Here is a 25,578-nt window from a genome sequence, read left to right as displayed (position 1 = left end):
GCTTTAGGCGCGCCCCTTCAGAATCAGCTTCCAGTAGACGTGGGGCAGGATGCGGCGTTCAAGGACAAAGGTGGCCCGCCGTTCCCGCATGATGCCCTTCCACGGAATGGACGGCTTCGCCCGGTACTGGTCGTCAAACTCGGAGAACACCACCGTGGACCGCGACACCGTGAACGGGCACGCCGAGTAGTTGTTGTACTTCGCACTGACCTTCTTGCCCTTGAGGACTGCCCTCAGGTTCTTGGCCACCACCAGGGTCTGCTCACGGAGCGCGGCACCCGACTTCGAGTTCAGGGTGGCTGCCGCGTCTCCGAGAGACCAGACGGCCGGGTACCTGATGGACCGCAGGGTTTCCGGGTCCACCTCGACGAACCCCGAGGGGTCTCCCAGGGCCGGGAGATCGGTTGATTTGAGCCAGTCAGGAGCCGACTGCGGCGGAACGGCGTGCAGCACATCGTAACTCAGGGTTTCCGTCCCGCCGGCCAGGTTGTCCTGCACTGTGACGGTTCTTCCGGCGGCGTCGACCGCGGTGACCTCGCTGTTGCAACGCAGCTCGATTCCGTACTCGGCGATCTTGCGGTTGAGCTCCTCGTTGGCCACCGCTTCCGCAAAGACCGTGGGGGTGGGAACCACCAGGACCACCCGGATGTCAGCCAGGACTCCCTGCTGGGCCCAATAGTCGCAGCCCAGGTACATGGGCTTCTGGGCGGCGCCCCCGCAGGTCAGGGGACCCGGCGGCAGGTTGAATACCACCGTTCCGCTGCGCAAGGTGCGCAGCAGGTCCCAGGCCTTGGGCGCCAGCTCAATCTCGTAGTTCGAGGCGCCGTACTCCGAGGCCATGGCGTCGGCCAGACCGGGCACCGCGTTCCAGTCCTTCTGAATGCCGGGGCAAACCACCAGCTGGTCGTAGCCAAGCCGGGCGCCGGAGGCCAGCAGAACTGTGTTGTGGGCCGCGTCGACGTCGACCGCGGCGTCCTGCACCCAGGTCACCCCGCGGGGAATCACCGATCTTTGCGGCCTGATGGCCTCAGCAGCCTGGGCGGTTCCGCCGGCAATATGGGAAAACAACGGCTGGTAGAGGTGGTCGGAGCTGGGCTCCAGCACAGCAATGTCCTTGGCACCGTAACGGCGCAACCGTGCTGCGAGGGAGATCCCGGCGTTCCCCCCGCCGATGATGACTATCTGATGGTGGGTCACGGCCGCATCGCTGTCCGCAGCAGCCACCGCTAGGCCGACTTCTCGGTGAGGGCGCTCGCCTTGTGGGCAGCACGGGCCCCTGTTTTACCGGACTCGACGATGTACTGTGGCTCGTCCTCGCTGGCGCGGTGCGTGTTGCCGTCCAGCTGGAAGTCGCTGGTCTTCTTCTCGACAATTTTCCCGTAGGTGGTGCCCTGCGGAGTGTTCCACTCCACGGACGTGCCTTTGCTCAGTGCCACAGTGACTCCTCGGATTGACAGTGTGCTTACCAGCCTACGGGCAATTGCAGCGCCCGACGCCGGTCCGGCTCCGGAAAGCCGGCGGATCCACCTATGAAAAGATAAGGACTACGTGAAACACGCTGTCCTGAACCCAGGAAGCATCAACCTCCAGGACGGCGAAGGGACTTTCATGATGGACCGCGAAGGCACCGCAGTCCGCGGTCGCCGCCGGGAAGCACCGGCCACCCCGCCGCGGGAGGGGTACCGCCCGGAGGTGCAGGGTCTTCGCGCGCTTGCCGTTCTGATGGTGGTGACCTATCACATCTGGTTTGACCGGGTCTCGGGCGGCGTCGATATCTTCCTGCTCATCTCAGCGTTCCTGATGACCCTGACGTTCGTCCGGAGGTCAGAGCGGGGAACCCCTTTCGCCCTCCTGCGGCACTGGGTGCACCTGTTCAAGAGACTGTTGCCCGCCGTCGCCGTCGTCTTGATCGCCACGCTGGTCGCTTCACTGCTGTTCCTGCCGCGGGCGCGCTGGTCCATGGTGCTCGACCAGTCGTGGGCCTCGCTCTTCTACTTCCAGAACTGGCTGCTCGCCGCCGAGTCAGTCGACTACTACGCGGACACCAGCGTGGCCAGCCCCCTCCAGCACTTCTGGTCCCTCTCCATCCAGGGACAGGTGTTCGTGTTGTGGCCGCTCCTGTTCCTGGCGGCGAGCCTGATCGCCCGGAGAGTCAACGCGAGGTTCCAGAGCGTCGCGGCAGTGATCTTCGGTGCGATCTTCGTCGTGTCCCTCAGTTTCTCCATCTACCAGACGAATACCAATCAGTCCTTCGCCTACTTCGACACCCGCGCCAGGCTGTGGGAATTTGCGTTGGGGACGCTGCTCGCCCTGGTCCTGCCGCGGGTCAACCTTCCCAAGACCATCGCCGTCGCGGCCGGCTGGATTGGGCTGGCTGGCATGCTCAGCGTCGGTTACGTGCTCGACGTCGAAGGCGAGTTCCCAGGTTTTGTTGCCCTCTGGCCGCTTCTGTCCGCAGCCCTCATCATCGCCGCAGGGCAGACGGGAAGCCGTCTCGGGGCGGACCGCTTCCTGTCGTGGGGGCCGCTGGTCAAAATGGGCGACCTGTCCTATGCGCTCTACCTCTGGCATTGGCCAATCCTTGTCATCTACCTGGTGTACCGGGGGCGAGAGACGGTCGGACCCCTCGGGGGGCTTGCCATCATCGGCCTGTCCCTGGCCCTTGCCTACCTCACCACACGCTTCGTCGAGCGGCCGCTTCGCAGCCAAAAGAGGGTTGAGGCGAGCAAGGTGCGGAGCCTGGCGGTGATCGCGGTCTGCATCACGCTGATCTCCGCCTCGGTGGCGAGTGTTCAACTGGTCATGAAGACCCAGGCCCAGGCCCTCGTGAGCCAGGCTCAAACCGAGAATCCCGGCGCCTACTCCCTGCTGCCCGGCTTCGTCGACCAGTCCACGGGCGATTCGCCGCCGCTGCCGGATCTGGGGAGCCTGGACGCCGAGTGGGGTGTTCTCGGCGAAAAGTGCGAAGGCGAGCATGTCCCGGTAGGAAACGACAGAGCTGTCCGCGGGTGTTCCTTCACCCCGGCGGACGGCGAACCGGTGAAAGAGATTCTGGTGATCGGTGATTCCCACGCCGAACAGTGGCTGGAACCGATCGAGCTGATGGCCCAGCGGAACAACTATCAGGTGACGGCTTTGCTGCTCGGCGGGTGCAGTTACGGCACCGAGAGCGACGCACGCAACGAGGTTTGCAATACGTTCAACGACGCCGCCACGGAGTACGCGCTGCGAATGAAACCCGACGCCGTGTTCACCATGGCGACCATTTCCACCAAGGACACCACTGAGGAGCGGTCCGTGGCGGGGATCGGTGAGGCCAGTGCGGTTCTGGGCGATGCGGGCATCCCGGTGATCGGAATGCGGGATAACCCCAGGTTTGAAGTGAACATGATCTCCTGCATCGAAGAGCACGGGCAGGATGCCGCCGAGTGCACCTTCCCGGTCGGCGAGAAACTCGCCGCAACAGCGCCGGTGCCGTCAGCTCAGGAAACCGGCGGGGCACTCCGGCTGATGGATCTCACCGACCTGATCTGCCCCGAGGGGGTCTGCACCCCGGTGGTGGGCAACGTCTATGTCTACCTGGACGACAACCATCTCACCATCACCTACACGGCCACCACGCTCCCCGAGTTTGAGGAACGCTTCCACGCGGCTCTGGGCTGAGACTGACAGGCGGTCGGCTGAGACTGGCCCGCTCTGAGCTGAGACTCGGTGGGGCGGCCGGCGGCACTTCTGTCCGGGCACACGAAGAGGGACAGGGCCGATGGCCCTGTCCCTCCAGACCGGATGGGTTACCCCGTCCGGATCATGCGGTGTTGGCAGCGAACCGCCCGGAGACCTGCTTAGCGGCGCTTGGTGAGCCCGGTCAACAGGTTCGCGGGGCGCTGCTGTTCGCCCTGCTGCGCACCGAGCACGATGACCGCGCCGCTGACAACGGGAAGTGCCCACTGAACGATCTTGAGCTGCTTCTGCGCTGCAGCCAGTTCAGGCGAGCTCGATGGGCCTGGTTCGGTTGCACCCTTCGCGCCCTCATCCGCCAGTTCCCCGACCTTCTTGCCGAGGATCCCGGCATACAGTGACAAGCCCATTCCCGCGACCGTGATGACCGACTTGACGACGGTGTTGGCCAGCGCACCGTTCTGGCCGGCGACCCGGCCCTTGTTGCCCAGGATCAGGCCGACGCCGCCAACGGCGTGTGCGCCGAAAGCTGCAGCCTGAACGGGAGTCCATTTGGCCCACCCAATGGTTGCCAGGCGGGTCCGTTCCTTCGGATCCTTCGCCTCGGCTGCTGCACCGTTCAGTCCGACGGCACCCATCAGAGATCCGCCGAACCATGCGGCAGCACTCAAATCGTGAACGGATCGTGCCAGTAGATTTCCAGCCATAGTGATCACTCCTTCAACTAGGTACTGCGTCAAGATATCTGCAGAATCGGGATAACTGCAGAAAGTATCCGCTAAGCATACTTACTATTGGCCCGCAATGCACATGATGACCCCACGGGGTGTTCGCAGTGCCCCTCCGGCCACGGTCGAAATAGACTTTCCCCATGAGCCGCACCCCGCGCGCCACCCCGGCAACCGCCGCCCTGGATGCCGCTGGCATTCCCTTTACTGTCCGCACCTATGTCCCCGACCCGAGGGCTGAGAGCTACGGCACCGAGGCCGCAGCGGCGCTGGGCGTAGCAGCGCCGCGTGTTTTCAAGACGCTGATGGTGGACGTGGACGGCACCCTGACTGTCGCCGTCGTCCCGGTCTCCGGCACGCTGAACCTGAAGGCACTCGCGGCTGCCCGCGGAGGCAAGAAGGCGGTGCTGGCCGCTGGCGACGTGGCCGAGCGGCGCACCGGCTACGTGCTGGGCGGAATCTCACCCCTGGGGCAACGACAGCAAAGCCCGGTGGTCGTGGACGCGTCGGCGCTCCAGTTCGACACCGTCCTGGTGTCCGGCGGGCGGCGGGGACTGGAAATCGAGCTGGCGCCCGCGGACCTCATCCGGGCCAGTGGCGCCGCAGTGGCTGCCATCTCCCAGCAGTGAGGCAGTGAGAAAGCTGGGCGGGCGCCGGTGCCCTCCACGAATCTTCGCCATTTCCGTGACAATAGTTACCTCTGGAAAGTAACCTTCTGACACCCGCCCTTCGGGCGGTCGTACCTGACAGCGAAGTCAATGGAGGAATTCCGGCATGGGAAAATTCTTTAGATCAACCAAACTTTGGGCTTTGGGAGCGGCCTCGGTAGTTGCACTCCCGCTTCTCGGCAGCGGCCCCGCCCTGGCGGACGCGAACTTCCCCTCCACAGAGGGCAAGACCAGCACGGCAAGCATCCTCACCTACGACGACATGGTGAAGGACCTCAAAAAGCTGGAACGGAACAGTCGCTACGACGTGGATGTCTTCACCCTGGAGGAGGCCGGCACCGAGGTGAACAAGAGCGAGCAGGGCCAGGATCTCTACGTTGCCACGGTAGGAAATGGGCCCGAAGATGTGTGGGTGCAGGGTCGCATCCACGGCAACGAGCCGTATGGAACCGAGTCCATTCTGAGTCTTCTCAAGAATCTGGGCAGTAACGGATCAAGCGATTACCAGGAGATCCGGGACGCCTTCACGATCCACTTCATCCCGATGTACAACCCGGATGGAAGTGAAATGAACATTCGGCAGACCGTCCTCTGGGACGACACGACGAACGCGCCGCTGTTGGACGCTGCGGGAGCCGAGCAGCGCGTCGACCTCAACCGCGACTGGGTGGCAACCCAGTTCCGGGCCAGCGAATCCCTCGCGTTCTACGAATACTGGACCATGGTCAAGCCGGACTATGGCATCGACATTCACCATCAGGGCCTCAAGCAAGAGTATGGAACCGGCGACGACGTCACCCTGTCCCTAGGCATTTCCCTTGCGCCCGGCGGACCCACCTTGCCCACACTCGCAAATGGCGAATACGACATTCTCACCCGGCAGATGCACGGCTACGTGTACGAGGAACTCAGCAAGACAGGCTTCATCAACATGGACCGCTACCAGGTAGGAGGCGGCCTCGAGATCGACATCAAGGGGGGCGTGGTGTCAGCGATGATGCTCGGGCTCGACTATCAGGGCCTGAACCCGACCGGGCACTCCAACCCGGTGGTGTTCTTCGAAACATCAGGCAACACCAGCGATGGGTCGCTGGGGCAGAAGGCGAGGGGCAAGAGCATCCAGCAGAACATTCTCGCCATGGAGACCCTCCTGCTGGGACTGGCCACCGAGGAGGTGCGGGACGTCGACCCTGACGTGTGGGACGACATCCCGCACGCACCGGTCACCGGCTACCTGACCGACTATGCAGGAATCGTGCCGGTCACTCCGTAGTACCGGTCCAAGCCGCTCCGGTGATGCGACTTACAGTCGGCGCATCACCGGAGCAGCCCGGTGAAGATAGTCTCTACCCGGACATTAGTCCAGAGTGGACGGCGATTTCCGACCCATTTCACTCAAAATAGTTTCATTGCCTAGCGCAATCGATATCATCCTTCTACGGTCTGGTTACGGTCGCCCATAAAAGCTCATCAGGACCGGTACATCAGATTCCACGAGAGGTACAGGCTTATGAAGAAATCGATTACGGCTGCCGCGTTGGCTGGAGCCCTGTTGTTCACGGCAACTCCTGCAGCCATTGCGGTAGGTGAAGGACCGGGGTACGGCGGCAAGGAAACCATCAACACGTCGATTCTGCGCACCTACGACGAGATGGCGCAGTTCCTGCAGACCCAGGATGCGAAACAGCCCCACATGGAACTGGAGGTGATCGGCCAGTCCGTCAAGGGACGCGACCTCTACCTGGCGAAGTACATCCAGAACCCCGACAATCCCACCATCCTCTTTCTGACCCAACAGCACGGCAACGAGCAGCTGACCACTGAGGGAGCCCTTGAGTACATCAAACGCCTGGGCACCGGCAAGACCGGCGATGTTCTCGACGGCGTGAATGTCCTGGTGGTGCCAATGCTGAATGCTGACGGCGCCATGGGCGATGTCGATTTTTCGCTCGACGACTACATTGCCAGCGGTGACCGGAATCTCACCCGGTTCAACGCCGTCGGCGTGGATTTGAACCGCGACCACATCACCAAGATTCAGCCTGAAACGCAGGCCCTCCACGACAACGTGCTGGCGAAGTACGACGTCGATTACATGATCGACCTTCACCACCAGGGCGCCAACAGCGAGCGGGATGGACGCCTGGTCTCCGGCTCAATCCTGCACCCGACCACGCCGAACGTGGACCCCGAGGTCCTGGAAGGGTCCAAACGGCTGGGGGCAGTGGTCTTCGATGCCGTTGACTCCACCGGGTGGGGGCACCTGGGTAAGTACGCCGGTGGCTCCGCTGAGACCATCAGCCGGAATGGAATCGCCGTCGAATATGGCATTTCCACGCTGCTTTTCGAGATGCGCGGCATGTCCGACCATTTCAACGAGGGAGCAATCCTTGGTCAGAAGAGCAATGGCTACCTGATCAAACAGACTATTACCACCCTGGATGCAACCGTGAGCGCGTTGTCGGACGGTTCAATCGACGACGCCGATACCTCGTTCTGGGACACGCTGGCTGAACAGACCACCCGCGCCGAGTAAGCCGATAGACAGAGGGCTGCTCCCGCCGGTCATCCGGAACGGGGGCAGCCCTTTGTGCTGCCCGGCGATGCCGCATCGAGGGTGATATCCGGCAGGAATAGATCCGTAGTCACTACAGTTGACGTAGTTACTACCGCAATGGAAGTACACGACCGAAGGGAGCGCACGATGAATGATCCAGTCATCCCTGCCCATCAGGCGGAGGCCGACGGCGGGGCGTGCCCCTCGTTCGTCGCCGCCATGGACGTCATCGGCAGACGCTGGAGCGGCATCATCATCGAGGCGATCGGCAAAGGGAACACCGGTTTCGCCGACGTCAGCCGCTTTGTCCCCCAGATCGGCGACACCATGCTGGCCAAACGCCTCCGTGAGCTCGAAACAGACGGCCTCATCCAGCGTGAAGTGATCGATGGGCGCCCCATCAGGGTGCGCTACTCGCTCACCGTCGCCGGGCTGGCGCTGCTGCCCATCCTCCGGGACATCACCTCGTGGGGACACGCCTATTCGGTGACCGAGCAGGCCACAGCACTCACAGCACGCGCGGCGCCCACAGACCACAACCTCAGCAAGGGACGATAAACGACTATGGCTTTCGAACTTGGCATCCTCACCTTTGGTGAGCTGACCACCGATCTCACCACCGGACGCATGCCCTCCCCCCAGGAGCGGATGGCGCAAACCATCGAACAGGCCCGGGTGGCGGATGAGGTGGGCCTCGACGTCTTCGGCGTGGGCGAGCACCACCGGTCGGACTTCGTCGCCTCCGCCCCCCACATGGTGCTCGCGGCCGCCGCCATGGCCACGAAGAACATCCAGCTCACCAGTGGCGTCACGATGCTCAGCTCCTAGGATCCGGTCCGGGTGTTTCAGAACTTCGCCACGCTGGACCTGCTCTCCGGTGGCCGGGCGGAGATCATCGCCGGCCGCGGCTCCTACACCGAGTCCTTCCCCCTGTTCGGCTACGACCTGGCCGACTACTCCGACCTGTTCCGGGAAAAGCTGGACCTGCTCCTGGCCATCCGTGCCCAGAACCCCGTCTCCTGGCAGGGGACGCTGCGAGCGCCCCTGATCGACGCTGATATCGCGCCGCGACCGGTCAGCGAACTCCCCATCTGGGTGGGCGTTGGCGGGACACCCGCCTCGGCGGTCCGCACCGGACAGCTGGGATTGCCGCTGGCACTCGCCCTGCTCCTCGGGCCCATCACCCAGTTTGAACGTCCGGTGGACTTTTTTACCGCCAGGCCTACGCAGCTGCCGGGCACGACCCCTTCACCCAGCGGATCAGGTTCAACGCGCACGGCATGGTCGGCAAGACCAGCCAAAACGCCCGCGACGACTTCTACCCCTACTTCACCCGCGGGCTGGGTGAGAACTACCACCAGCGCGGCGCCAGCTTCAACATGCCGCGGAACGCTTTCGAGGCCCAGGCTTCGCCAGCCGGTGGCCTGCTGGTGGGCAGCCCCCAGGAGATCATCGACAAACCGCTGACCTATCACGACCTCTACGGCGTCTCCCGTGCGGTGTTCCAGATGGGCTTCGGCGGGGTACCCCTGCGGACCCACCTTGAGGCCATCGAACGCCTGGGCTCCGAGGTGGCACCGGTCATCCGCGCCGAAATCGCCTCATGGGAATCGGTCAACGCGTGAGCAGGCCGCTGCGCGTCGTCGTCGTCAATGGCAGCCCCACCGAACGGTCCAAAACGATGGGCCTGGTCCGGCTGATCACCGATTCGCTGGCGCAGAAGCTGGAGATTGAGGTCCATCAGACCAACGTCTACCAGCTGGGACCGTCCTTCACCGGGGCCACGTCCCGGGAGGACCTGGACGCGTCGGACGAGGAGGAGTTCGCGGCCGTGGAGTCCGCTGACCTGCTCATCGCCGCCACCCCCGTGTACCGGGGTTCCTTCGCGGGCATGTTCAAGCACTTCTTTGACCTGGTGGGCCAGTACGCGCTGACCAACAAGCCAGTGATCCTGGTCGCCACGGGAGGCAGCGACCGCCACGCCCTGGTGATCGAACACGCGCTGCGGCCACTCTTCGGGTTCTTCCAGGCGGCGACCACCCCGTGGGCTTCTACGCGAACTCAGGCGATTTCGACGGCGACATGGTGCTCAACGCCGAGGTGTACAGCCGGATCGAGGTGAGGCTGGGCGACATCATCGATAGCCTCCGGATCCTCGCCACGGTGCGGTGAGCACAGTGGACATTCGATAGGGAATTTCCCTATCGAATGTCCACTGTGACCCCCTCGGCCCGGATTCCTCACCGGAATGGGGTCCGCTGATCCGCCCCCGGGGTATTCGGCTAGAGTTATACAGGTGAAGAATGGCCTGCGGACCCCCGGTGTAGCGTGATCGACGACGCCGAGACGGACTCCAGGAGGCCCATCACCGCCCCCGCTTTTGTGCTTGCACAGCTGCGTCGCGCCATCATCGCCGGTGAACTCCTTCCCGGACAGGCACTCCGGCAGGACGCTCTCGCCGAACGCTTCGGAGTCAGCCGTGTCCCACTCCGCGAAGCCTTCAAGGTGCTGGAGGGCGAAGGCCAGGTGGTGTACGCCCCGCACCGCGGCTACAAGGTTGCCACCCTCTCGCTCACCGACCTCCTCGAGGTGTACCGCATCCGGGAGATCCTCGAGGCCGAGGCCGTCCGGGTGTCGATCAGGAGGTCCGACGACGGCGTCGTCGGCAGGCTGCGCGCTGCAGCACTGGAGGTGGAGACGGCGAGCGCGTCCGGTGACCTGCTGGCCATGACCGAGGCCAACCGCCGGTTCCACTTCTTGATGGTGACCGCGGCCCGGATGCCGCGCCTCGAGAAGCTGATCCAGGTGCTGTGGGACGCCACTGAAACGTACCGGTTTGTCTACTACGGTGACGAAGTCAACCGGCACCGGGTGGAAGATGAACACCGCCGCATCATCGACGCATTCGTCGCCCGCGATGCCGAGCAGGTCATCACCCTCCTCAACGAACACCGCGACCACGCGGTCGATGCGCTCAGGACCTTCCTGAACGCCAGGTGACCCACCTCACGTAATATTTGTGACCGGCGTTACACTTTGTGGATTAATTGGATACAGTATCCAAATGATCTGGTCACCGCCGAGCAAATCTCTACTGCCTTCCCCCTTGTTGCCCCGGGTACCCAAGTGGTGTGCGCCGCAGCCCGGGGAGAACGTTGGCGGGGATGACCTTCATGAGTGACTGGCTCGGCCTGGACGGTCAGCGGGTCCTGGTTGCCGGTGCCGGCGGAATCGGCAGCGCAGTGGCCGAAGCCTTCGCCGACGCAGGGGCACGCGTGCTGGTCGCAGACGTCAACCCGACTGGCCTGGCGGCCCTGGACCCGCGGGTGCAGGCGCTCGAGATCGACCTGTCATCCACCGCCGGGTGCGAGGACGCCGTCGCCCGCGCCGCCGCCGAACTCGGCGGCCTCGACGTGCTGATGCACGCGGTAGGCGTCAACCACCGGGTCCCCATCCTCGACACCACCGACGATGACTGGGACCGCATGATCACCGTCAATCTCACCAGCGCCTTCCGCCTGGGCCGGGCTGCCGGGAAGCTGATGGTGGCCGCCGGGTACGGCCGCCAGGTGTATTGCTCCTCGGTGTCGAGTCTCCTCGCCCACCCGGACCACGGCCCCTACGCCGCCAGCAAGGGCGGGCTGAACCAGCTGATCCGCGTGATGGCCCGCGAATGGGCATCTTCCGGGGTAACCGTGAACGCCGTCGCCCCCGGCTATGTGGAGACCGACCTGACCCGCGGACACCTGGACAAGCCGGGCGTCCGCGAGCACTACACCTCCCTGGTCCCGGCGGGGCGGCTGGGCTCGACCGGCGACCTCACCGGCCCTGCCCTGTTCCTCGCCTCCCGTCAGGCGGCGTTCGTCACCGGTCATGTGCTCTACGTCGATGGTGGGCGGACCCTTGTCTAACCAACCGGAGGTTGAGCTGCAGACCGAGACCCCTCAGACCGGGGCCCGGCCGGCTGATTCGCTGCCGGCCGAGAAGGCGCACGGCGGCCGCTTCCCGCTGCTGGCTCCCGACGCCCTCGACGACGATCAATTGGCCCTCTACAACACCATCGCCGGCCCGCCCCGGGCGGGCGGTCCGTTCCTGGTGGTCGACGACGACGGCCACCTCGCCGGTCCCTTCAACGCCCTGCTCTACGCACCGCAGATCGGCCACGCCGTCCAGGCGCTGGGCGCGGCACTGCGGTTCGGCGGGGAACTATCCGACCGGACCCGCGAATTGGTGATCTGCGCGGTCGCCGCCGAGCGCGCCTCGACCTACGAGTGGTACGCCCACAGCCGGGTCGCCCTCACCGTCGGCATCACGCCCGACGAACTGGAAAGCCTGCGCGGCGGGTTTGTCCCCCCGGGCCTGCCCGACGACGAGCGCTCGGCCCTGACCTTCACCGCAGCCCTGCTGAACGGCCGGACCGTCTCCGCCAAAGACCACGCCACCGCCCTCACCCAGCACGGCCACTCGGGCATTACCGAGCTGTCCGTCCTGGTGGGCTACTACCGGGCGCTGGCCGGCCTGCTCGCAGCGGGCGCCGTCGAGGCACCAGCTGCCAGCGCGCCACCTGCAAACACGCCGGTGACCCCGGCGCCGGACAGCCCACCGGCAGACACCGAGTCCACCCCCACTAGCCAACCTCATTCACTCACCACCACCACCACTAAGGGAGAACATTCATGACAACCTCACCTCTGCACCGTCGCAGGGTACGGCTTGCCGCAGCCGCACTGACCATCCCCGCGCTATTCCTGTCCGCCTGCGGAAGCCCCGATACCAGCGGCGGCGGAAGCGGCGGCGGTGAGGCCAGTGGCGGCGCCGACGGCGGCACCCTCTCCATCGCCACAGGCGGCACGGGCGGCGTCTATTACCCCCTCGGCGGCGGTTTCGCCACCATGATCCGCGACAACATCGAGGGCTACGACGCCACCGTCCAGGAGACCAACGCCTCCGTGGACAACATGCTCCTGATCGAGAACGGTGCAGCCCAGCTGGCCTTCGCCGTTGGCGACGTCGTCTCCGACGCCGTCGAGGGTGTCAACGACTTCGACGGCAACGCCATCGAGATCTGCTCACTCGGCAACACCTACAACAACTTCATGCAGGCCGTCACCGTTGACGGCACCGGCATCGAGGGTGTCGCCGACATGGAAGGCAAGGTCGTCTCGGTCGGCGCTCCCGGGTCCGCCACCGAGGTTGCCGCCCTGCGTATCCTCGAAGCCGCCGGTATCGACCCCGAGTCGGGTTTCGAACGCCGCCAGCTCGGGGCCGCTGAGACCGTCGCCGCCCTGCGCGACGGCACCATCGACGCGGGCTTCTGGTCCGGCGGTCTACCCACCGGCGCGCTGATCGACCTCGCCAGCGACGGCGACATGAGCCTCCTCAACATCGGTGAGTATGCCGAGCAGCTCGCCACCGAATACGGCGAGTACTACGTAGAGGAAGAGATCCCCGCCGACACCTACGAGGGCCAGACCGAAGCGGTCTCCGCCATCGCGTCGCCGAACATCCTCGTCGCCAGCCCCACCATGGACGAGGAGCTGCAGTACAACATCACCGCGGCGATCTTCGACAACGTTGAAGCCCTGACCCAGGTGCACCCCGCCGCCGTAGAACTGGATGCCGCCACCGCCGGCGACATCGCCTACGTCGACACCTGCCCCGGCGCCCAGAGGTACTTCGACGAAAATGCAGGCTAACCACTGATGCGCAAGCCCGCCGTCGTCGTCGCCGTCCTGGTGTGCCTTGGCACGCTGGGCGGTGGGGCGTTCGCGGTTGCTGCCCAGGATGCGTCCGGCCAGGACGATTCCAGGCGCAGCATCGTGATCACCAACGACGACGGCGGGCTGGCCACGGTGGCCCTGCCCGGCGACACCTTCGCGGTCAGCTACCGCAACTCGCTCTACGGAACGCTCGCAGAGGAACGCTACACGGTCCTCCCCGACGGCAGTTTCCGGCTTGACCAGATCGCCGCCGACCAGCTCGCGGTGCTCGAGGAATATTACGGCGTCCCCGGCGCCCCCACCCCCGCGGACCCCACCGACCGGCGGAAGTACGTGGTCGACCCCGACCCGGAGCACCCCGCCGTCTTCAACGACCTTTCCATTGCCGCCACCGACCTCGGTGAACGCACCCTCCACCTGCCCGGAGCAGCGCCCGTTTCGCTGTGGTCCCTGGTCGACGACGATCAGCCCTTCATCCTGCTAGACATCAAGGAGACCCCATGACCGAGCGAATTGACGGCGACGGCGCCCTCAAAGCCGGCACGCCGCACCGCCCCACCCCGAGCGAGACGCTCGATCCGAGCCGTCGCGACGAGGCTCGAATACCTGACGATGCGCAGGTCAACCCAATCGACCGCAGCGACGAGATCGATGAAGACGCGCTGATCGCCGAGTTTGAGGCGGAGAAGCCTTCCCGGCAGCTGACCGGAATTCCGGCTCTGGTGGTCAAGATTGGCGGCGCTGGGCTTTCCCTGTTCGCGCTGTACTGGGTGTTCAACCCGATGGCGACCCAGTTCTACCTGCCCGCGTTCCTGATGATCGGGCTGTCCCTGACGTTCCTCGTATACCGGGGGTGGGGCCGGTCGGCGAAGGCCAAGGATGCCGGCAAGTCCGACAATCCGCATCTGCTCGACTGGGTGCTCGCCGCCGTCGCCATCGTCCCGTTCGCCTACATCATTTCCGACTGGGACCCGTTCTTCCGCCGGGCCATCGTGCCGACCTACCTCGACCTGATCATGGGCGTCATCGCCATCCTGGTGGTCCTTGAGGCAGCCAGGCGCACCGTCGGCATCCTGGTGCCACTGGTGGTGCTGGGGTTCTTCGCCTACGCCTACTGGGGCCCGCTCTTCCCCGCTCCGTTCACCACCTCGTCCTTCGACTGGATCCGCCTGGTGGGCCACAACGTGATGGGGACGCAGGGGATCTTCGGCGTGCCCACTGACGTCGCCGCCACCTACATCATCCTGTTCACCATTTACGGTGCGGTCCTGGGCGCTTCGGGTGCCACGAAGTTCTTCATTGACCTCTCCTTCTCGGCGTTCGGCCAGTCCAAGTCCGGCCCCGGCCGGACCGTCACCCTCGCCGGCTTCCTGCTTGGTACCGTCTCCGGCTCGGGCGTCGCCACCACCGTGACCCTCGGCGGCATCTCCTGGCCGCTGCTGCGGAAGGCCGGTTATCCGAAGGAACACGGCGGTGGCATCCTCGCCGCCGCTGGTATCGGCGCGATCATGTCCCCTCCGACCCTCGGCGCAGCGGCGTTCATCATTGCCGCTCTCCTCGGAGTGTCCTATCTTGAGGTGCTGATCTGGGCGACCATCCCCACCCTCCTCTATTACTTCGGCATCATTCTCGCCATCGAAATGGACGCCCGACGGTTCAAGACCAAGGCCGTCGTCATGGACCACAAGCCCGTGGGCAAGCTCCTGCTGCGCTTCGGCTACCACTTCAGCTCGCTGCTCGCCATCGTGGTGTTCATGGCCATGGGCATGACGCCGTTCCGTGCCGTGGTTTTCGCGACCGTGCTCGCCTTCGTGCTGAGCTTCTTCGACCGTGAGTCGTGGATGACTCCGAAGAAGATCTTCGACGCACTGGCTACCGGCGCCACCGGCGCCCTCTCCGTCATCCCCGTGATGGCTGCGGCGGGCCTGATCGTCGGCATCATGACCCTCACCGGCCTCGGCCTCAAACTCGCCAGCATCATCGTCGACTTCGCCGGCGGCAGCCTGCTGCTCACCGCGATCTTCTCGGCCACCGCCGTGATCCTGCTCGGCCTGGCCGTCCCGGTCACCGCGAGCTTCATCATCTCCTGGGTGATCATCGGGCCCGCCCTGCAGGATGTGGGAGTGGCACCCTTCGCCGCCGCGATGTTCATCTTCTACTACTCGGTGCTCAGCGAGGTGTCGCCTCCAACGGCGCTTTCCCCGTTCGCTGCGTCCGCTATTACCGGCGGCAAGCCGATCAAGACCATGTGGCTCACCTGGCGTTACACCCTGTCCGCCTTCCTGGTGCCGTTCATCTTCGTCCTTTCCGGCTCGGGCGTGGGTCTGTTGCTCCAGGGCGGCGTCGCCACCGTTGCGCTCGCCTTCTCGGTGTCGCTCCTCGCGGTGGCGTCGCTCGCGGTCTCCACGGGCGGCTGGCTGCTCGGACCGGCACGCTGGCCGGAACGGGTCATCCTGGCCATCGGTTCCCTGCCGCTGCTCACCCTTGACCCGTTGTACATCGGGATCGGCGTCGCAATCATTGCCGTCGGCGTGGTGGTGCACCTGATCGGACGGAAACGGCATCCGTACGATCCGGACACCGACCCACCCGTCGCGGACGCCGGTACTGCCCATTCGGCTGGTACTACTGGTACTGCTGACACGGTTGAGGGTGCAGAAGCCAAGGCCACCTCAACCGGTACGACGTCGGCCGCCTCCTCGGGGCGCGGGGCGCACCGCGCGCAGTCGTCATCCTCGTCAGGGTCGCCGTCGTCAGGGTCACCGTCCTCGCCGGCGTCGAACACCGCCTCAACGAAGACAACGGATCCCACCGCTTCATGACCACAGCACCGTCGACGCATGCAGCAGTCACCATGCTGCAGGCCGTCTCCGTCACCACCACAGGGGTGCTTCCTGCCTTCCTGCTGGGTGCGTTGGCGGTGCAGATCCGCGGGGATCTGAACATCGGTCCGGCCGAAATGGGGATGGCAGCCGCCACCCTGTTCACCGTGTCCGGTGTGCTGGCCCGCCCGCTCGGCGGGCTGGTACAGCGGATTGGTGCGGCGAAGGGCATGGTCGCGTCGGCCACCCTCGCCGCCGTCGCGCTGGCCGGTGCCGGTCTGGCCCCGACATTCGCGCTGCTGATCGTCGCCCTGTTTGTCGGCGGGCTGGCCAACGCCATGGCCCAGCCGTCGGCGAACCTGGGCATCTCCCGGGCGGTCAATCCGAACCGGTTGGGGTTGGCGTTCGGCGTCAAGCAGTCGTCCATTCCGGCGGCTTCGATGATCGCCGGGATCGCCGTCCCGGTGATTGCCCTCGCCGTGGGCTGGCGGTACGCGTTCCTGCTCGGCTCGCTGATGGCCATTGCTATCGCGGTCTGGGCCTTCTTTAGCGCACCCGGGACCCGTCCGACCCAGCACGGGGAAGCCCCGAAGGCTGACCGCGGCACTCCCAGGGGTGGCCTGGTGATGCTGAGCGTGGGCGCCGGGCTCGCGGCAGCGGCGGCCACGTCGCTGGGCGTCTTCCTCGTGGACTCGGCGGTGCAGTCCGGGATGGCACCCGGAACCGCTGGCCTGTTGTTCGCTGGCGCAGCGCTGCTGGGACTGGTGATCCGGATTATGCTGGGCCTCGCCATGGACAGGTATCCGCACCGCAGTCCACTGGTGCTGATCACCAACCTGCTGGCCCTCGGCGTGATCGGGTACCTGCTGCTCGCCCTGGGCACCAGTTCCCTACTGTTCGTGGTCGGGGCGCTGCTGGCCTACGGCGCCGGGTGGACCTGGCCCGGTCTGGTGCACTTCGCCGTGGTTCGGGACAACCGGGCCAACGCTGCCACCGCCACCGGGGTGATCCAGACCGGCCTGTCCCTCGGTGCCGCAGCTGGTCCGCTGTTGTTTGGACTGCTGACCGCCGCCACCTCGTATGACACTGCCTGGCTGGCGGCCGCCGTCGTCGCCGCACTGGCCGCCGTGACCTTCACGGTGGCGCGGCGGATGATCCGCCGGTCGCGGGCACTGACCGCTGCCGAAACGTCAGCTGCCGAAGCCTCGGATACCGCTGCCGGAGAACCAGACCACACCCTGACCCCCATGGAGGAGAAGAGATGACACCCATGCGTTTTGCAGTGGTGGGAGGTGGCATTGTTGGTGCCGCCGTCGCCCGCCGGCTGCTGCAGGTCCAGCCCGACGCCGAGGTCACCGTGCTGGAGAAGGAGCCCATCCTCGCCGGGCACCAGACCGGCCGGAACTCCGGCGTGGTGCACGCCGGGCTGTACTACACGCCCGGATCGCTGAAGGCACGGCTCTGCCGGCAGGGCGTGGAAATGCTCAAGGAGTATTGCGAAGAGAAGGGCCTGCCCTACGACGAGTGCGGCAAGGTGCTCGTCGCCCGCAATCCCGTCGAGGAGGGCCGGCTCGGCGACATCATGGAGCGTGCCGTCGCCAACGGGGTACCCGGTGTCCGCATCATCAACCAGGCCGAACTGCTGGAACTCGAACCCCATGTCAAGGGCACCTCGGGGCTACACTCGCCCCACACCGCGATCGTCGACTACGGCGCCATCACCCGTTCTCTCGCCATGGATGTGGAGGCCGCCGGTGGCACTGTCCACACCAACTTCGAGGTCACCGGTCTGACCGAACGCGCCGGGCAAACGGTGGTTACGGGCAAGCATCGCGGCATCGAAACGTCCGACGCCTACGACACGGTGATCGTCTGCGCCGGTCTGCAGGCGGACCGGGTGGCGAAGCTCGCCGGCGACGACGACGACCCCAAGATTGTGCCCTTCCGCGGCGAATACTATCTGCTCCGCCCGGAACGCAAGCACCTGGTCCGCGGACTGGTTTACCCGGTGCCGGATCCCCGGTACCCGTTCCTCGGCGTGCACTTGACCCCGACCACCGACGGCGAGGTGATGGTGGGCCCCAACGCGGTGCTCGCCCTGGCCCGCGAAGGCTACAAGTGGTCCACCATCTCGCTCCGCGACCTCAAGGACGCCGTGATGTACTCGGGCTTCCGGTCCTTCGCGAAGCAGCACTGGCGTACCGGTGCCGCCGAGATGCTCGGGTCGCTGAGCAAGCGCCGATTCATCGCGGAGGCCCGCAAGTACGTCCCCGAGATCACCGCCGACGACGTCGTCCCCGGCCCCCGCGGCATCCGCGCCCAGGCGCTGACCCGCGACGGTTCGCTGGTCGACGATTTCCGGATCACCCGGCAGGGCTCGGTGCTGTCCGTCAGGAATGCGCCCTCCCCCGCCGCCACCTCTTCACTTGCCATCGCCGAGCACATTGTCTCGCTGGCACTCGAGAACAGCTCCGACCGAAAGGACACTTCGTCCCTGTGACTACAAACCCTTCACCCAACTCCCCCGTCTCCCCGCTCGCCCGAGGCCTCTGGGGCGTGCTCGCCACCCCCTTCCACGGCGGTGACTTCGCCGTCGACACCGAGTCGCTACGCAGCGAGGTCCGCCTCTACACCGGGCTGAACGCCACCGGCATGGTGGTCCTCGGCGTCTTCGGTGAAGGCGTAACCCTGGACACCGCCGAACAGACCCTGATCGTTCAGACCGTCGCCGAGGAGGCCGGTGACACCCCGCTGGTGGTCGGCCTGTCGGCACGGTCGACGGCGGTCGCCGTCGAGCAGGCACGCACCGCCGTCGCCGCCGCTGGCAGCAACCTGGGTGCACTGATGGTGCAGGCGAACAGCGCCAACCCCGAGCTGCTCGCCTCCCATCTCTCGGCGATCAACGAGGTCATCCCCACCGACACGGGCGCCGGGATTGTGCTGCAGGACTACCCGGTGGCCTCCGGTGTGAAGATCAGCGCCGCGCAGATCCTGACGGTGCTGGGGCTGTGCCCGTTCATCAGCGCGGTGAAGTCCGAAGCACCGCCGACAGCCGTCCCCATCGCCGCGCTCACCGCAGCCACCACGGTGCCGGTGTTCGGTGGACTGGGAGGCGTCGGGCTGCTCGATGAGCTGGCCGCCGGTGCCGCGGGCGCCATGACCGGCTTCTCCCACCCGGAGGGGCTGCAGGCGGCGCTGACCGCGTTCGCCGACGGCGGTTTCCCGGCGGCCCGCGCAGCGTTTGCCCCGTGGCTGCCGCTGGCGAACTTCGAGGGTCAGCCCGGGATCGGGCTCGCCGTCCGCAAGGAGATTCTGCGCCGCCGCGGTATCATCGCCGACGCCGCGGTGCGCCCGCCCTCCCCCACGTTGCCGCCGGCGCTTGCCGACATGATCGACGCCCACCTTGATGCTGTGAAGGAGATTGCCTGATGGATACCGGACTCAAGGGGAAGAATGTACTGGTGCCGGGCGCGAGCTCGGGCATCGGCCTGGCCATTGCCCAGGCGCTGGCCGACGAGGGCGCCAACGTGGTCCTCGCCGCGCGCCGCGAGGACGTGGTGCAGGCCGAAGCGGCCAAGCTGCCCTCCGCCGTCGGGATCGCGATGGACCTGACCGACGACGGCGCCCCCGCCGCGCTGGTCGAGGCCGCCGGGAAGGCTTTCGGGCCGATCGACGTGCTGATCCTCAACAGCGGCGGCCCGCCTCCCGGGGGTGCAGCTGACGTCAGCGACGCACAAGCCCTCGCCGCCGTACACCAGCTGCTGCTGCAGCACATGCGCCTGACCAACCTGGTGCTGCCCGGCATGCGCGAGCGCGGCTGGGGGCGCATCGTCGCCGTCGGGTCCAGTGGCGTCCAGCAGCCGCTGCCCAATCTGGCACTCTCCAATATCGGCCGGGCCGGGCTGGCCGGCTACCTCAAGACGCTCGCCGCCGAAGTGGCGGCCGACGGCGTCACCGTGAACATGGTGCTCCCGGGCCGGATCGACACGGACCGGGTGGCGTCCCTCGACGCTGCGGCGGCCAAGCGGACCGGCAGCACCCCCGACGAGGCCCGCGCCGCGTCGGAAAAGACCATCCCCGCCGGCCGGTACGGAGCGCCCGAGGAGTTTGGCGCCGTCGTCGCGTTCCTCGCCAGCGTCCCCGCCGCCTACGTGACGGGCGAGCAGATCCGCTGCGACGGCGGCCTGGTCCGCGCGTACTAGCCGCTGCTGTTCCTGACCTTTCGTGACCCCCTCGACTCTGTATCTCTCGACTCTGAACAGAAAGAAGCTCTGACCATGCATCTGGCCTCAGTCCGCGAAGGCGGCGACGAACTCGCCGCAGTGATCCACCCCGAGCGCGGTGTCGCGCTGGTGCGCGACCTCATTCCAGGCTTCACCGGTGACCTGTTGGAGCTGCTGGCCACCGATTCGCTCGGGAAACTGGAGTCCTTCGCCGAGTCGGCGGACAACGCGGTGTTCCGTGACCGCGGCTCGGTAACCTTCGGCGCCCCGTACCGGCATCCCCGGATGCTGTGGGGCATCGGCCTGAACTATATGGAGCATGCGTCCGACCTGTCCGAGGGCGTCCCGGACGAGCCGGCGTCGTTCATCAAGGGGGACCACACCATCATCGGGCCGGGCGAAAACATCACCATCCCGCACCAGAGCGTGCGCACCACCGCCGAAGCCGAGCTGGGCCTCGTCATCGGCAGCTACTGCCGCGACGTGGAGCCGGAGGACGCGCTGTCCTACGTGGCCGGCGTCGTGACCCTGCTGGACCAGACGGCCGAGGACATCCTGGAGAAGAACCCCCGGTTCCTCACCCGGTCCAAGAACTTCCCCAGCTTCTTCTCCTTCGGGCCGGAGATCGTGCCCCTCTCTGAGGTGGCCGACGACGCCGGGTCGCTGGCCGCCGTCGAGGTGTCCACCGTGATCAACGGCGAGGTGCACCGCAGCAACGTGGTGGGCAACATGAGGTACTCCCCCGAGTACCTGGTCAGCTTCCACAGCAAGGTGATGCCGCTCTACCCCGGCGACATCATCTCCACCGGCACCCCCGGCGCCGTGCACATCAGGGCGGGCGACGTGGCGGAGTGCCGCATTCCGGGCGTCGGCGTGCTCAGCAACCCGGTGGTCGACCAGGAAGCTGGCTCTGGTCGGGAAGACAGCGTTCATCAGGAAGGCCATGGCGGTCATGAGTAGCCCCTCCGACGACGGGTTCCCGGCGGGACCCCTGGACGGCATCAAGGTAGCCGACTTCTCCCGGGTGCTCGCGGGACCGTTCGCCTCAATGATGCTGGCCGATTTCGGGGCCGACGTCATCAAGGTGGAAAGCCCCTCCGGTGACGACACCCGCAGCTGGACGCCTCCCGTGGACGAGTACGGGGTAGGCACCTATTTCTCCAGCGTGAACCGTAACAAGCGCTCGGTGGTGTGCGATCTGACCACTGAAGAGGGGCAGGCCGCTGCGCTGGAGATCGCGTTGACGGCCGACGTCGTGATCGAGAACTTCCGGCCCGGCATCATGGAGCGGTTCGGGCTGGACTACGAGTCCCTTAATGACCGGCGCCCGGACCTGATCTACTGCTCCATCACCGGGTTCGGGAGCGCCGCCGGCGCGCACCTGCCGGGCTATGACCTGCTGGTGCAGGCCGTCGGCGGGCTGATGAGCGTCACCGGTGGGCTGGATTCCGAGCCGAGCAAGGTCGGCGTCGCACTGGTGGACGTGGTGACCGGGCAAAACGCCGTCGTCGGGATTCTCGCCGCCCTAAGATCGCTGGAGCAGACTGGTGTCGGTCAGCGGGTGGATGTGAACCTGTTGTCGTCGCTGCTGTCGGGGCTGGTGAACCAGGCGTCGAGCACCCTGGCAACCGGTGAATCGCCGCAGCGGATGGGCAACGCGCACCCGAGCATCGCGCCGTATGAGACGCTGCGAACCGCCGATGGTCCGCTGGCCGTCGCCGTCGGGACTGACAAGCAGTTTGCCGGACTGGTCCGGGTGCTCGGCGTGCCCGAGCTCGCCGACGATGAACGGTTCGCCGGGAACTCGAACCGGGTGGCCAACCGGGTGGTCCTGAAGTCCCTGCTGGAAGAGCAGCTGGGCTCGAAGTCCGCCGCTGACTGGTCGGAGCTGCTCAGTATCGCCGGTGTGCCCGCCGGGAAGGTGAACTCGATTGTCGAGGCGCTGGAACTGGCGGACACGCTGGGCCTCGCCCCCGTCGTCGAGATCGCCAATGCTGACGGGTCACGGACGAGCCAGCAGGTCGCCAACCCCATCCACCTGTCCGGGACCCCCGCCCGCTACCGGCGTCCGCCACCCCTCCTCGGCGAGCACAATGGCGCCGCCTTTGCCCTCCCCGCCATTCCCGCACTCCACCACCTACAGTGAAAGCAGGATCCCCAGTGACCTCCTCAACCATTGAAAGCAGAACCATGACTGACATATCAGACCTGATCGGTATTGATACGCTCCTCTCCCCCGAGGAAATCACCCTGCGGGAGACCGTGCGGTCCTTCGTGGACAGCGAGATCAAGCCGAACATCGCCCAGTGGTACGACGACGCCGTCTTCCCGATGGAGATCGTCCCGCAGATGGCTGAGCTGGGACTGCTCGGCATGCACCTGAAGGGCTACGGCTGCCCCGGGAAGTCGTCGGTGGAGTACGGCCTGGCGGCGTTGGAGTTGGAGGCTGGCGATTCGGGTCTGCGGACCTTCGTGTCGGTGCAGGGCTCGTTGGCGATGAGCGCCATCTACAAGCACGGCTCGGAGGAGCAGAAGACCGAGTGGCTGCCGCAGATGGCTGCCGGTACCGCGATCGGCGCGTTCGGGCTGACCGAGCCGACTGCCGGGTCCGACCCCGGCGCGATGCAGACCTTCGCGAAACGCGACGGGTCCGACTGGATCCTCAACGGTGCCAAGCGCTGGATCGGCCTGGCTTCGGTGGCGAAGCTGGCCATCATCTGGGCGATGACCGACGACGGAATCCGCGGCTTCGTGGTGCCGACCGACAGCCCGGGGTTCGTGGCGACGCCGATCAAGCAGAAGCTCTCCATGCGGGCTTCCATCCAGTGCGACATCACCCTGACGGACATCCGGTTGCCGGAGGGCGCGATGCTCCCGAACGCCAAGGGACTGCGCGGCCCGTTCGAGTGCCTGAACGAGGCACGCTACGGCATCATCTGGGGTGCCATGGGTGCTGCCCGCGATAGCTACCTCACGGCGCTGGCCTACTCGCAGGAGCGTCTGCAGTTCGGGAAGCCGCTGTCCGGCTACCAGCTGACGCAGGAGAAACTGGTGAATATGGCGTTGGAGATCAACAAGGGCACACTGCTCGCGCTGCAGCTGGGCCGGTTGAAGGATGCCGGGACCCTGCAGCCGTACCAGATCTCGGTGGGCAAGCTGAACAACTGCCGCGAGGCGATTGCGATCTGCCGTGAGGCGCGGGCGATGCTCGGCGGCAATGGCGTCACCCTGGATTACTCGCCGCTGCGGCACGCGAACAACCTGGAGAGCGTCAGGACCTATGAGGGTACCGACGAGGTGCACACCCTGATCCTGGGCAACCACATCACCGGCGTCCCCGCGTTCCGGTGAGTGAAGCCGCTGCCCGCGCGTCTTCAGCTCCCGGCGGTATTCCCGCCACCGGCATCCGCAAGGGTCTGACCAACTACGGGGACGCCGAGTTCTCGCTGTTCCTGCGGAAGGCGTTCATCAAGGGTGCCGGGTATTCCGACGACGCCCTGGACCGGCCGGTGATCGGGATCATTAACACGGGCTGCGGCTTCAACCCGTGCCACGGCAACATGCCGGCGCTGCTGGAGGCGGTGAAGCGTGGGGTGATGCTCGCTGGTGGGTTGCCGGTGGACTTCCCCACGATCTCCATTCACGAGAGCTTTTCGCAGCCGACCAGCATGTTCCTGCGGAATCTGATGTCGATGGACACGGAGGAGATGATCCGGGCCCAGCCGATGGACGCCGTCGTGCTGATCGGCGGCTGTGACAAGACCGTGCCGGCCCAACTGATGGGTGCTGCGTCGGCGGGGGTGCCGGCGATTTCGCTGGTGACCGGCTCAATGCTGACCGGCGGCTACCGGGGCGAGCGGGTGGGTGCGTGCACCGACTGCCGAGCGTTCTGGGGCAAGTTCCGGGGTGGGGAAATTTCCAAACCAGAGATCGACGACGTGAACTCGCGTCTGGTCGGCAGCGTCGGTACCTGCTCGGTGATGGGCACTGCCAGCACCATGGCCTGCCTGACCGAGGCGATGGGGATAGCGATGCCGGGATCGGCGTCGGCTCCCGCGGTCACGGCTGACCGGGTGCGGATCGCTGAGGCGACCGGGACCCAGGCTGTCGCTTTGGCGGCGGCTGGGACGAAGATGAACACCATCCTGACCCGGGAGTCGTTCGAAAACGGGCTGCGTGTGCTGCTGGCCATCGGCGGATCAACCAACGCGATCATCCACCTGACCGCAGTGGCTGGTCGGCTGGGGATCCGGTTGTCCCTGGAGCAGCTGGACCGGATGAGCACGGAGACACCCGTGTTAGTGGATCTCAAACCCTCGGGGAAGTACTACATGGAGGACTTTCATCGGGCGGGCGGCGTTCCCGCAGTGCTGCGGGAACTGGGGTCGATGATTCATCGGGACGTGCCAACCGTGACCGGTAGGACGCTGGGTGAGGAGATTGACGACGCAGGCCCCGGCTTCCCGCAGGACATCATCCGACCGCTCTCCAACCCGGTGTATCCGGAGGGAAGCCTCGCGTTCCTTCGCGGGAATCTGGCTCCGGGCGGGGCGATCATCAAGCAGGCCGCAGTTTCGCCAGCACTGCTGGAGCACACCGGACCCGCTGTGGTGTTCGAGAACACGGCAGACCTGGCGGCGCGGATCGATGACCCCGATCTGGACGTCACCGCCGATTCGGTCCTGGTGTTGAAGAACATTGGACCGGTCGGAGCACCCGGCATGCCCGAAGCCGGATACCTACCCATCCCGAAGAAGCTCGCTTCCCAGGGTGTCCGCGACATGGTGCGCATCTCGGACGGCAGGATGTCCGGCACCGCAGCCGGCGCGGTGGTGCTGCATGTGACACCGGAGTCTGCTGTAGGTGGTCCGCTGCGGCTGGTGCAGACCGGGGATACGATCACACTGAGTGTGAGCCGGCGGCTGATCCAATTGGAGGTATCCGATGCTGAACTGGCTCGACGTAAAGAGTCGATCGGTCCGGCAGTCCCAGTGGTTCCGGAGCGTGGCTATCGGAAGCTGTTTGTCACTGAGGTAACCCAGGCGGACGAGGGCTGCGACTTCCGCTTCCTTCAGGGCCGGATCCAAGAGATCTGATTCGGTACCGACTCCTAGCCGCTCTTATCCGATCTCCTTACTGACGATCCGTGGCACAAGGGAACTATTGATTTCCACTCCCGGCA

The 25,578-nt window shown here is 65.8% G+C and carries 24 protein-coding genes and 1 pseudogene; 22 read left to right on the top strand and 3 right to left on the bottom strand.

All coding sequences use genetic code 11. From position 1 onward, the window contains the following. Positions 1 to 3: 3 nt before the first annotated feature. Both H4V95_RS02375 and H4V95_RS02370 read right to left on the bottom strand, forming a co-directional pair. Positions 4 to 1,197 (bottom strand): FAD/NAD(P)-binding oxidoreductase, encoded by a 1,194-nt coding sequence (locus H4V95_RS02375; RefSeq protein ID WP_312883919.1) that lies wholly within the window; start codon positions 1,195 to 1,197, stop codon positions 4 to 6. Positions 1,198 to 1,226: 29 nt separating this feature from the next. Next, positions 1,227 to 1,436 (bottom strand): DUF2945 domain-containing protein, encoded by a 210-nt coding sequence (locus H4V95_RS02370; protein WP_196865527.1) that lies wholly within the window; start codon positions 1,434 to 1,436, stop codon positions 1,227 to 1,229. 112 nt (positions 1,437 to 1,548) lie between these two features. Here H4V95_RS02370 and H4V95_RS02365 point away from each other — a divergent pair, with 112 nt between their 5' ends. Continuing rightward, positions 1,549 to 3,663 carry an acyltransferase family protein gene (locus tag H4V95_RS02365; protein ID WP_312883918.1) on the top strand — a complete coding sequence of 705 codons (2,115 nt, stop codon included), beginning with the start codon at positions 1,549 to 1,551 and terminating at the stop codon, positions 3,661 to 3,663. A gap of 179 nt (positions 3,664 to 3,842) precedes the next feature. On the opposite strand, the gene H4V95_RS02360 is transcribed toward H4V95_RS02365, so the two are convergent. Next, positions 3,843 to 4,385 carry a hypothetical protein gene (locus tag H4V95_RS02360; protein WP_196865528.1) on the bottom strand — a complete coding sequence of 181 codons (543 nt, stop codon included), beginning with the start codon at positions 4,383 to 4,385 and terminating at the stop codon, positions 3,843 to 3,845. A 164-nt stretch (positions 4,386 to 4,549) separates the two neighbouring features. On the opposite strand from H4V95_RS02360, the gene ybaK reads away from it, so the two are divergent. The 21 genes and pseudogenes from ybaK to H4V95_RS02260 all read left to right on the top strand — a co-directional run bounded on the left by ybaK (position 4,550) and on the right by H4V95_RS02260 (position 25,492). Further along, on the top strand, positions 4,550 to 5,035 hold the full coding sequence (gene ybaK / locus H4V95_RS02355; protein WP_209728575.1) for a Cys-tRNA(Pro) deacylase: 486 nt from the start codon (positions 4,550 to 4,552) through the stop codon (positions 5,033 to 5,035). A 145-nt stretch (positions 5,036 to 5,180) separates the two neighbouring features. Further along, the gene (locus H4V95_RS02350) at positions 5,181 to 6,347 is read left to right on the top strand and encodes a M14 family zinc carboxypeptidase (RefSeq protein WP_209728573.1); all 1,167 of its coding nucleotides are present in this window, start codon (positions 5,181 to 5,183) and stop codon (positions 6,345 to 6,347) included. A 237-nt stretch (positions 6,348 to 6,584) separates the two neighbouring features. Continuing rightward, complete coding sequence (locus H4V95_RS02345) at positions 6,585 to 7,610, top strand: M14 family zinc carboxypeptidase (protein WP_209728571.1); 1,026 nt, start codon at positions 6,585 to 6,587, stop codon at positions 7,608 to 7,610. A gap of 168 nt (positions 7,611 to 7,778) precedes the next feature. Then, positions 7,779 to 8,189, top strand: coding sequence for a helix-turn-helix domain-containing protein (locus H4V95_RS02340; protein ID WP_196865539.1), 411 nt, complete (start codon positions 7,779 to 7,781; stop codon positions 8,187 to 8,189). A gap of 6 nt (positions 8,190 to 8,195) precedes the next feature. Further along, a pseudogene (locus H4V95_RS18190) lies at positions 8,196 to 8,777 on the top strand (LLM class flavin-dependent oxidoreductase); the annotation flags it as partial. A 134-nt stretch (positions 8,778 to 8,911) separates the two neighbouring features. Then, entirely contained in the window at positions 8,912 to 9,256 is a 345-nt protein-coding gene (locus H4V95_RS18185; protein WP_245346331.1) for a hypothetical protein, read from the top strand. Beyond that, positions 9,253 to 9,753 carry an NAD(P)H-dependent oxidoreductase gene (locus tag H4V95_RS02330; protein WP_312883917.1) on the top strand — a complete coding sequence of 167 codons (501 nt, stop codon included), beginning with the start codon at positions 9,253 to 9,255 and terminating at the stop codon, positions 9,751 to 9,753. Before H4V95_RS18185 ends, H4V95_RS02330 begins: the two co-directional genes overlap by 4 nt. Before the next feature lie 206 nt (positions 9,754 to 9,959). Continuing rightward, complete coding sequence (locus tag H4V95_RS02325) at positions 9,960 to 10,631, top strand: GntR family transcriptional regulator (RefSeq protein ID WP_209728569.1); 672 nt, start codon at positions 9,960 to 9,962, stop codon at positions 10,629 to 10,631. A 173-nt stretch (positions 10,632 to 10,804) separates the two neighbouring features. Further along, positions 10,805 to 11,542: an SDR family NAD(P)-dependent oxidoreductase gene (locus tag H4V95_RS02320; protein ID WP_196865542.1), complete on the top strand. Its 738-nt coding sequence runs from the start codon at positions 10,805 to 10,807 to the stop codon at positions 11,540 to 11,542. Continuing rightward, positions 11,535 to 12,311, top strand: a complete 777-nt coding sequence (locus H4V95_RS02315) for a carboxymuconolactone decarboxylase family protein (RefSeq protein ID WP_245345541.1) — start codon at positions 11,535 to 11,537, stop codon at positions 12,309 to 12,311. Before H4V95_RS02320 ends, H4V95_RS02315 begins: the two co-directional genes overlap by 8 nt. Beyond that, positions 12,308 to 13,327 (top strand): TAXI family TRAP transporter solute-binding subunit, encoded by a 1,020-nt coding sequence (locus H4V95_RS02310; protein WP_209728565.1) that lies wholly within the window; start codon positions 12,308 to 12,310, stop codon positions 13,325 to 13,327. The genes H4V95_RS02315 and H4V95_RS02310 overlap by 4 nt, the downstream gene beginning before the upstream one ends. A 6-nt stretch (positions 13,328 to 13,333) precedes the next feature. Continuing rightward, positions 13,334 to 13,855, top strand: coding sequence for a hypothetical protein (locus H4V95_RS02305; RefSeq protein ID WP_196865545.1), 522 nt, complete (start codon positions 13,334 to 13,336; stop codon positions 13,853 to 13,855). Beyond that, entirely contained in the window at positions 13,852 to 16,173 is a 2,322-nt protein-coding gene (locus tag H4V95_RS02300; protein ID WP_209728563.1) for a TRAP transporter fused permease subunit, read from the top strand. The genes H4V95_RS02305 and H4V95_RS02300 overlap by 4 nt, the downstream gene beginning before the upstream one ends. Continuing rightward, positions 16,170 to 17,438, top strand: coding sequence for a CynX/NimT family MFS transporter (locus H4V95_RS02295; protein ID WP_245345540.1), 1,269 nt, complete (start codon positions 16,170 to 16,172; stop codon positions 17,436 to 17,438). Before H4V95_RS02300 ends, H4V95_RS02295 begins: the two co-directional genes overlap by 4 nt. Beyond that, entirely contained in the window at positions 17,435 to 18,673 is a 1,239-nt protein-coding gene (gene lhgO / locus H4V95_RS02290; protein WP_209728561.1) for an L-2-hydroxyglutarate oxidase, read from the top strand. The genes H4V95_RS02295 and lhgO overlap by 4 nt, the downstream gene beginning before the upstream one ends. Then, positions 18,670 to 19,602, top strand: coding sequence for a dihydrodipicolinate synthase family protein (locus H4V95_RS02285; protein WP_209728559.1), 933 nt, complete (start codon positions 18,670 to 18,672; stop codon positions 19,600 to 19,602). Before lhgO ends, H4V95_RS02285 begins: the two co-directional genes overlap by 4 nt. Continuing rightward, positions 19,602 to 20,375 carry an SDR family oxidoreductase gene (locus tag H4V95_RS02280; RefSeq protein ID WP_209728557.1) on the top strand — a complete coding sequence of 258 codons (774 nt, stop codon included), beginning with the start codon at positions 19,602 to 19,604 and terminating at the stop codon, positions 20,373 to 20,375. The genes H4V95_RS02285 and H4V95_RS02280 overlap by 1 nt, the downstream gene beginning before the upstream one ends. Positions 20,376 to 20,450: 75 nt before the next feature. Beyond that, positions 20,451 to 21,356: a fumarylacetoacetate hydrolase family protein gene (locus H4V95_RS02275; protein ID WP_209728555.1), complete on the top strand. Its 906-nt coding sequence runs from the start codon at positions 20,451 to 20,453 to the stop codon at positions 21,354 to 21,356. After that, on the top strand, positions 21,349 to 22,542 hold the full coding sequence (locus H4V95_RS02270; protein ID WP_209728553.1) for a CaiB/BaiF CoA-transferase family protein: 1,194 nt from the start codon (positions 21,349 to 21,351) through the stop codon (positions 22,540 to 22,542). The genes H4V95_RS02275 and H4V95_RS02270 overlap by 8 nt, the downstream gene beginning before the upstream one ends. Before the next feature lie 44 nt (positions 22,543 to 22,586). Further along, positions 22,587 to 23,747 (top strand): acyl-CoA dehydrogenase family protein, encoded by a 1,161-nt coding sequence (locus tag H4V95_RS02265; RefSeq protein ID WP_209728551.1) that lies wholly within the window; start codon positions 22,587 to 22,589, stop codon positions 23,745 to 23,747. Beyond that, positions 23,744 to 25,492 (top strand): IlvD/Edd family dehydratase, encoded by a 1,749-nt coding sequence (locus H4V95_RS02260; protein WP_209728549.1) that lies wholly within the window; start codon positions 23,744 to 23,746, stop codon positions 25,490 to 25,492. Before H4V95_RS02265 ends, H4V95_RS02260 begins: the two co-directional genes overlap by 4 nt. Positions 25,493 to 25,578 lie beyond the last annotated feature (86 nt).

Origin of the sequence: Arthrobacter sp. CAN_C5 (assembly GCF_017875735.1) — a bacterium.
Lineage (GTDB): Bacteria > Actinomycetota > Actinomycetes > Actinomycetales > Micrococcaceae > Arthrobacter_D.
The sequence above is the reverse complement of the archived record's forward strand: the minus strand, read 5'-3'. Positions and strand labels throughout refer to the sequence as shown.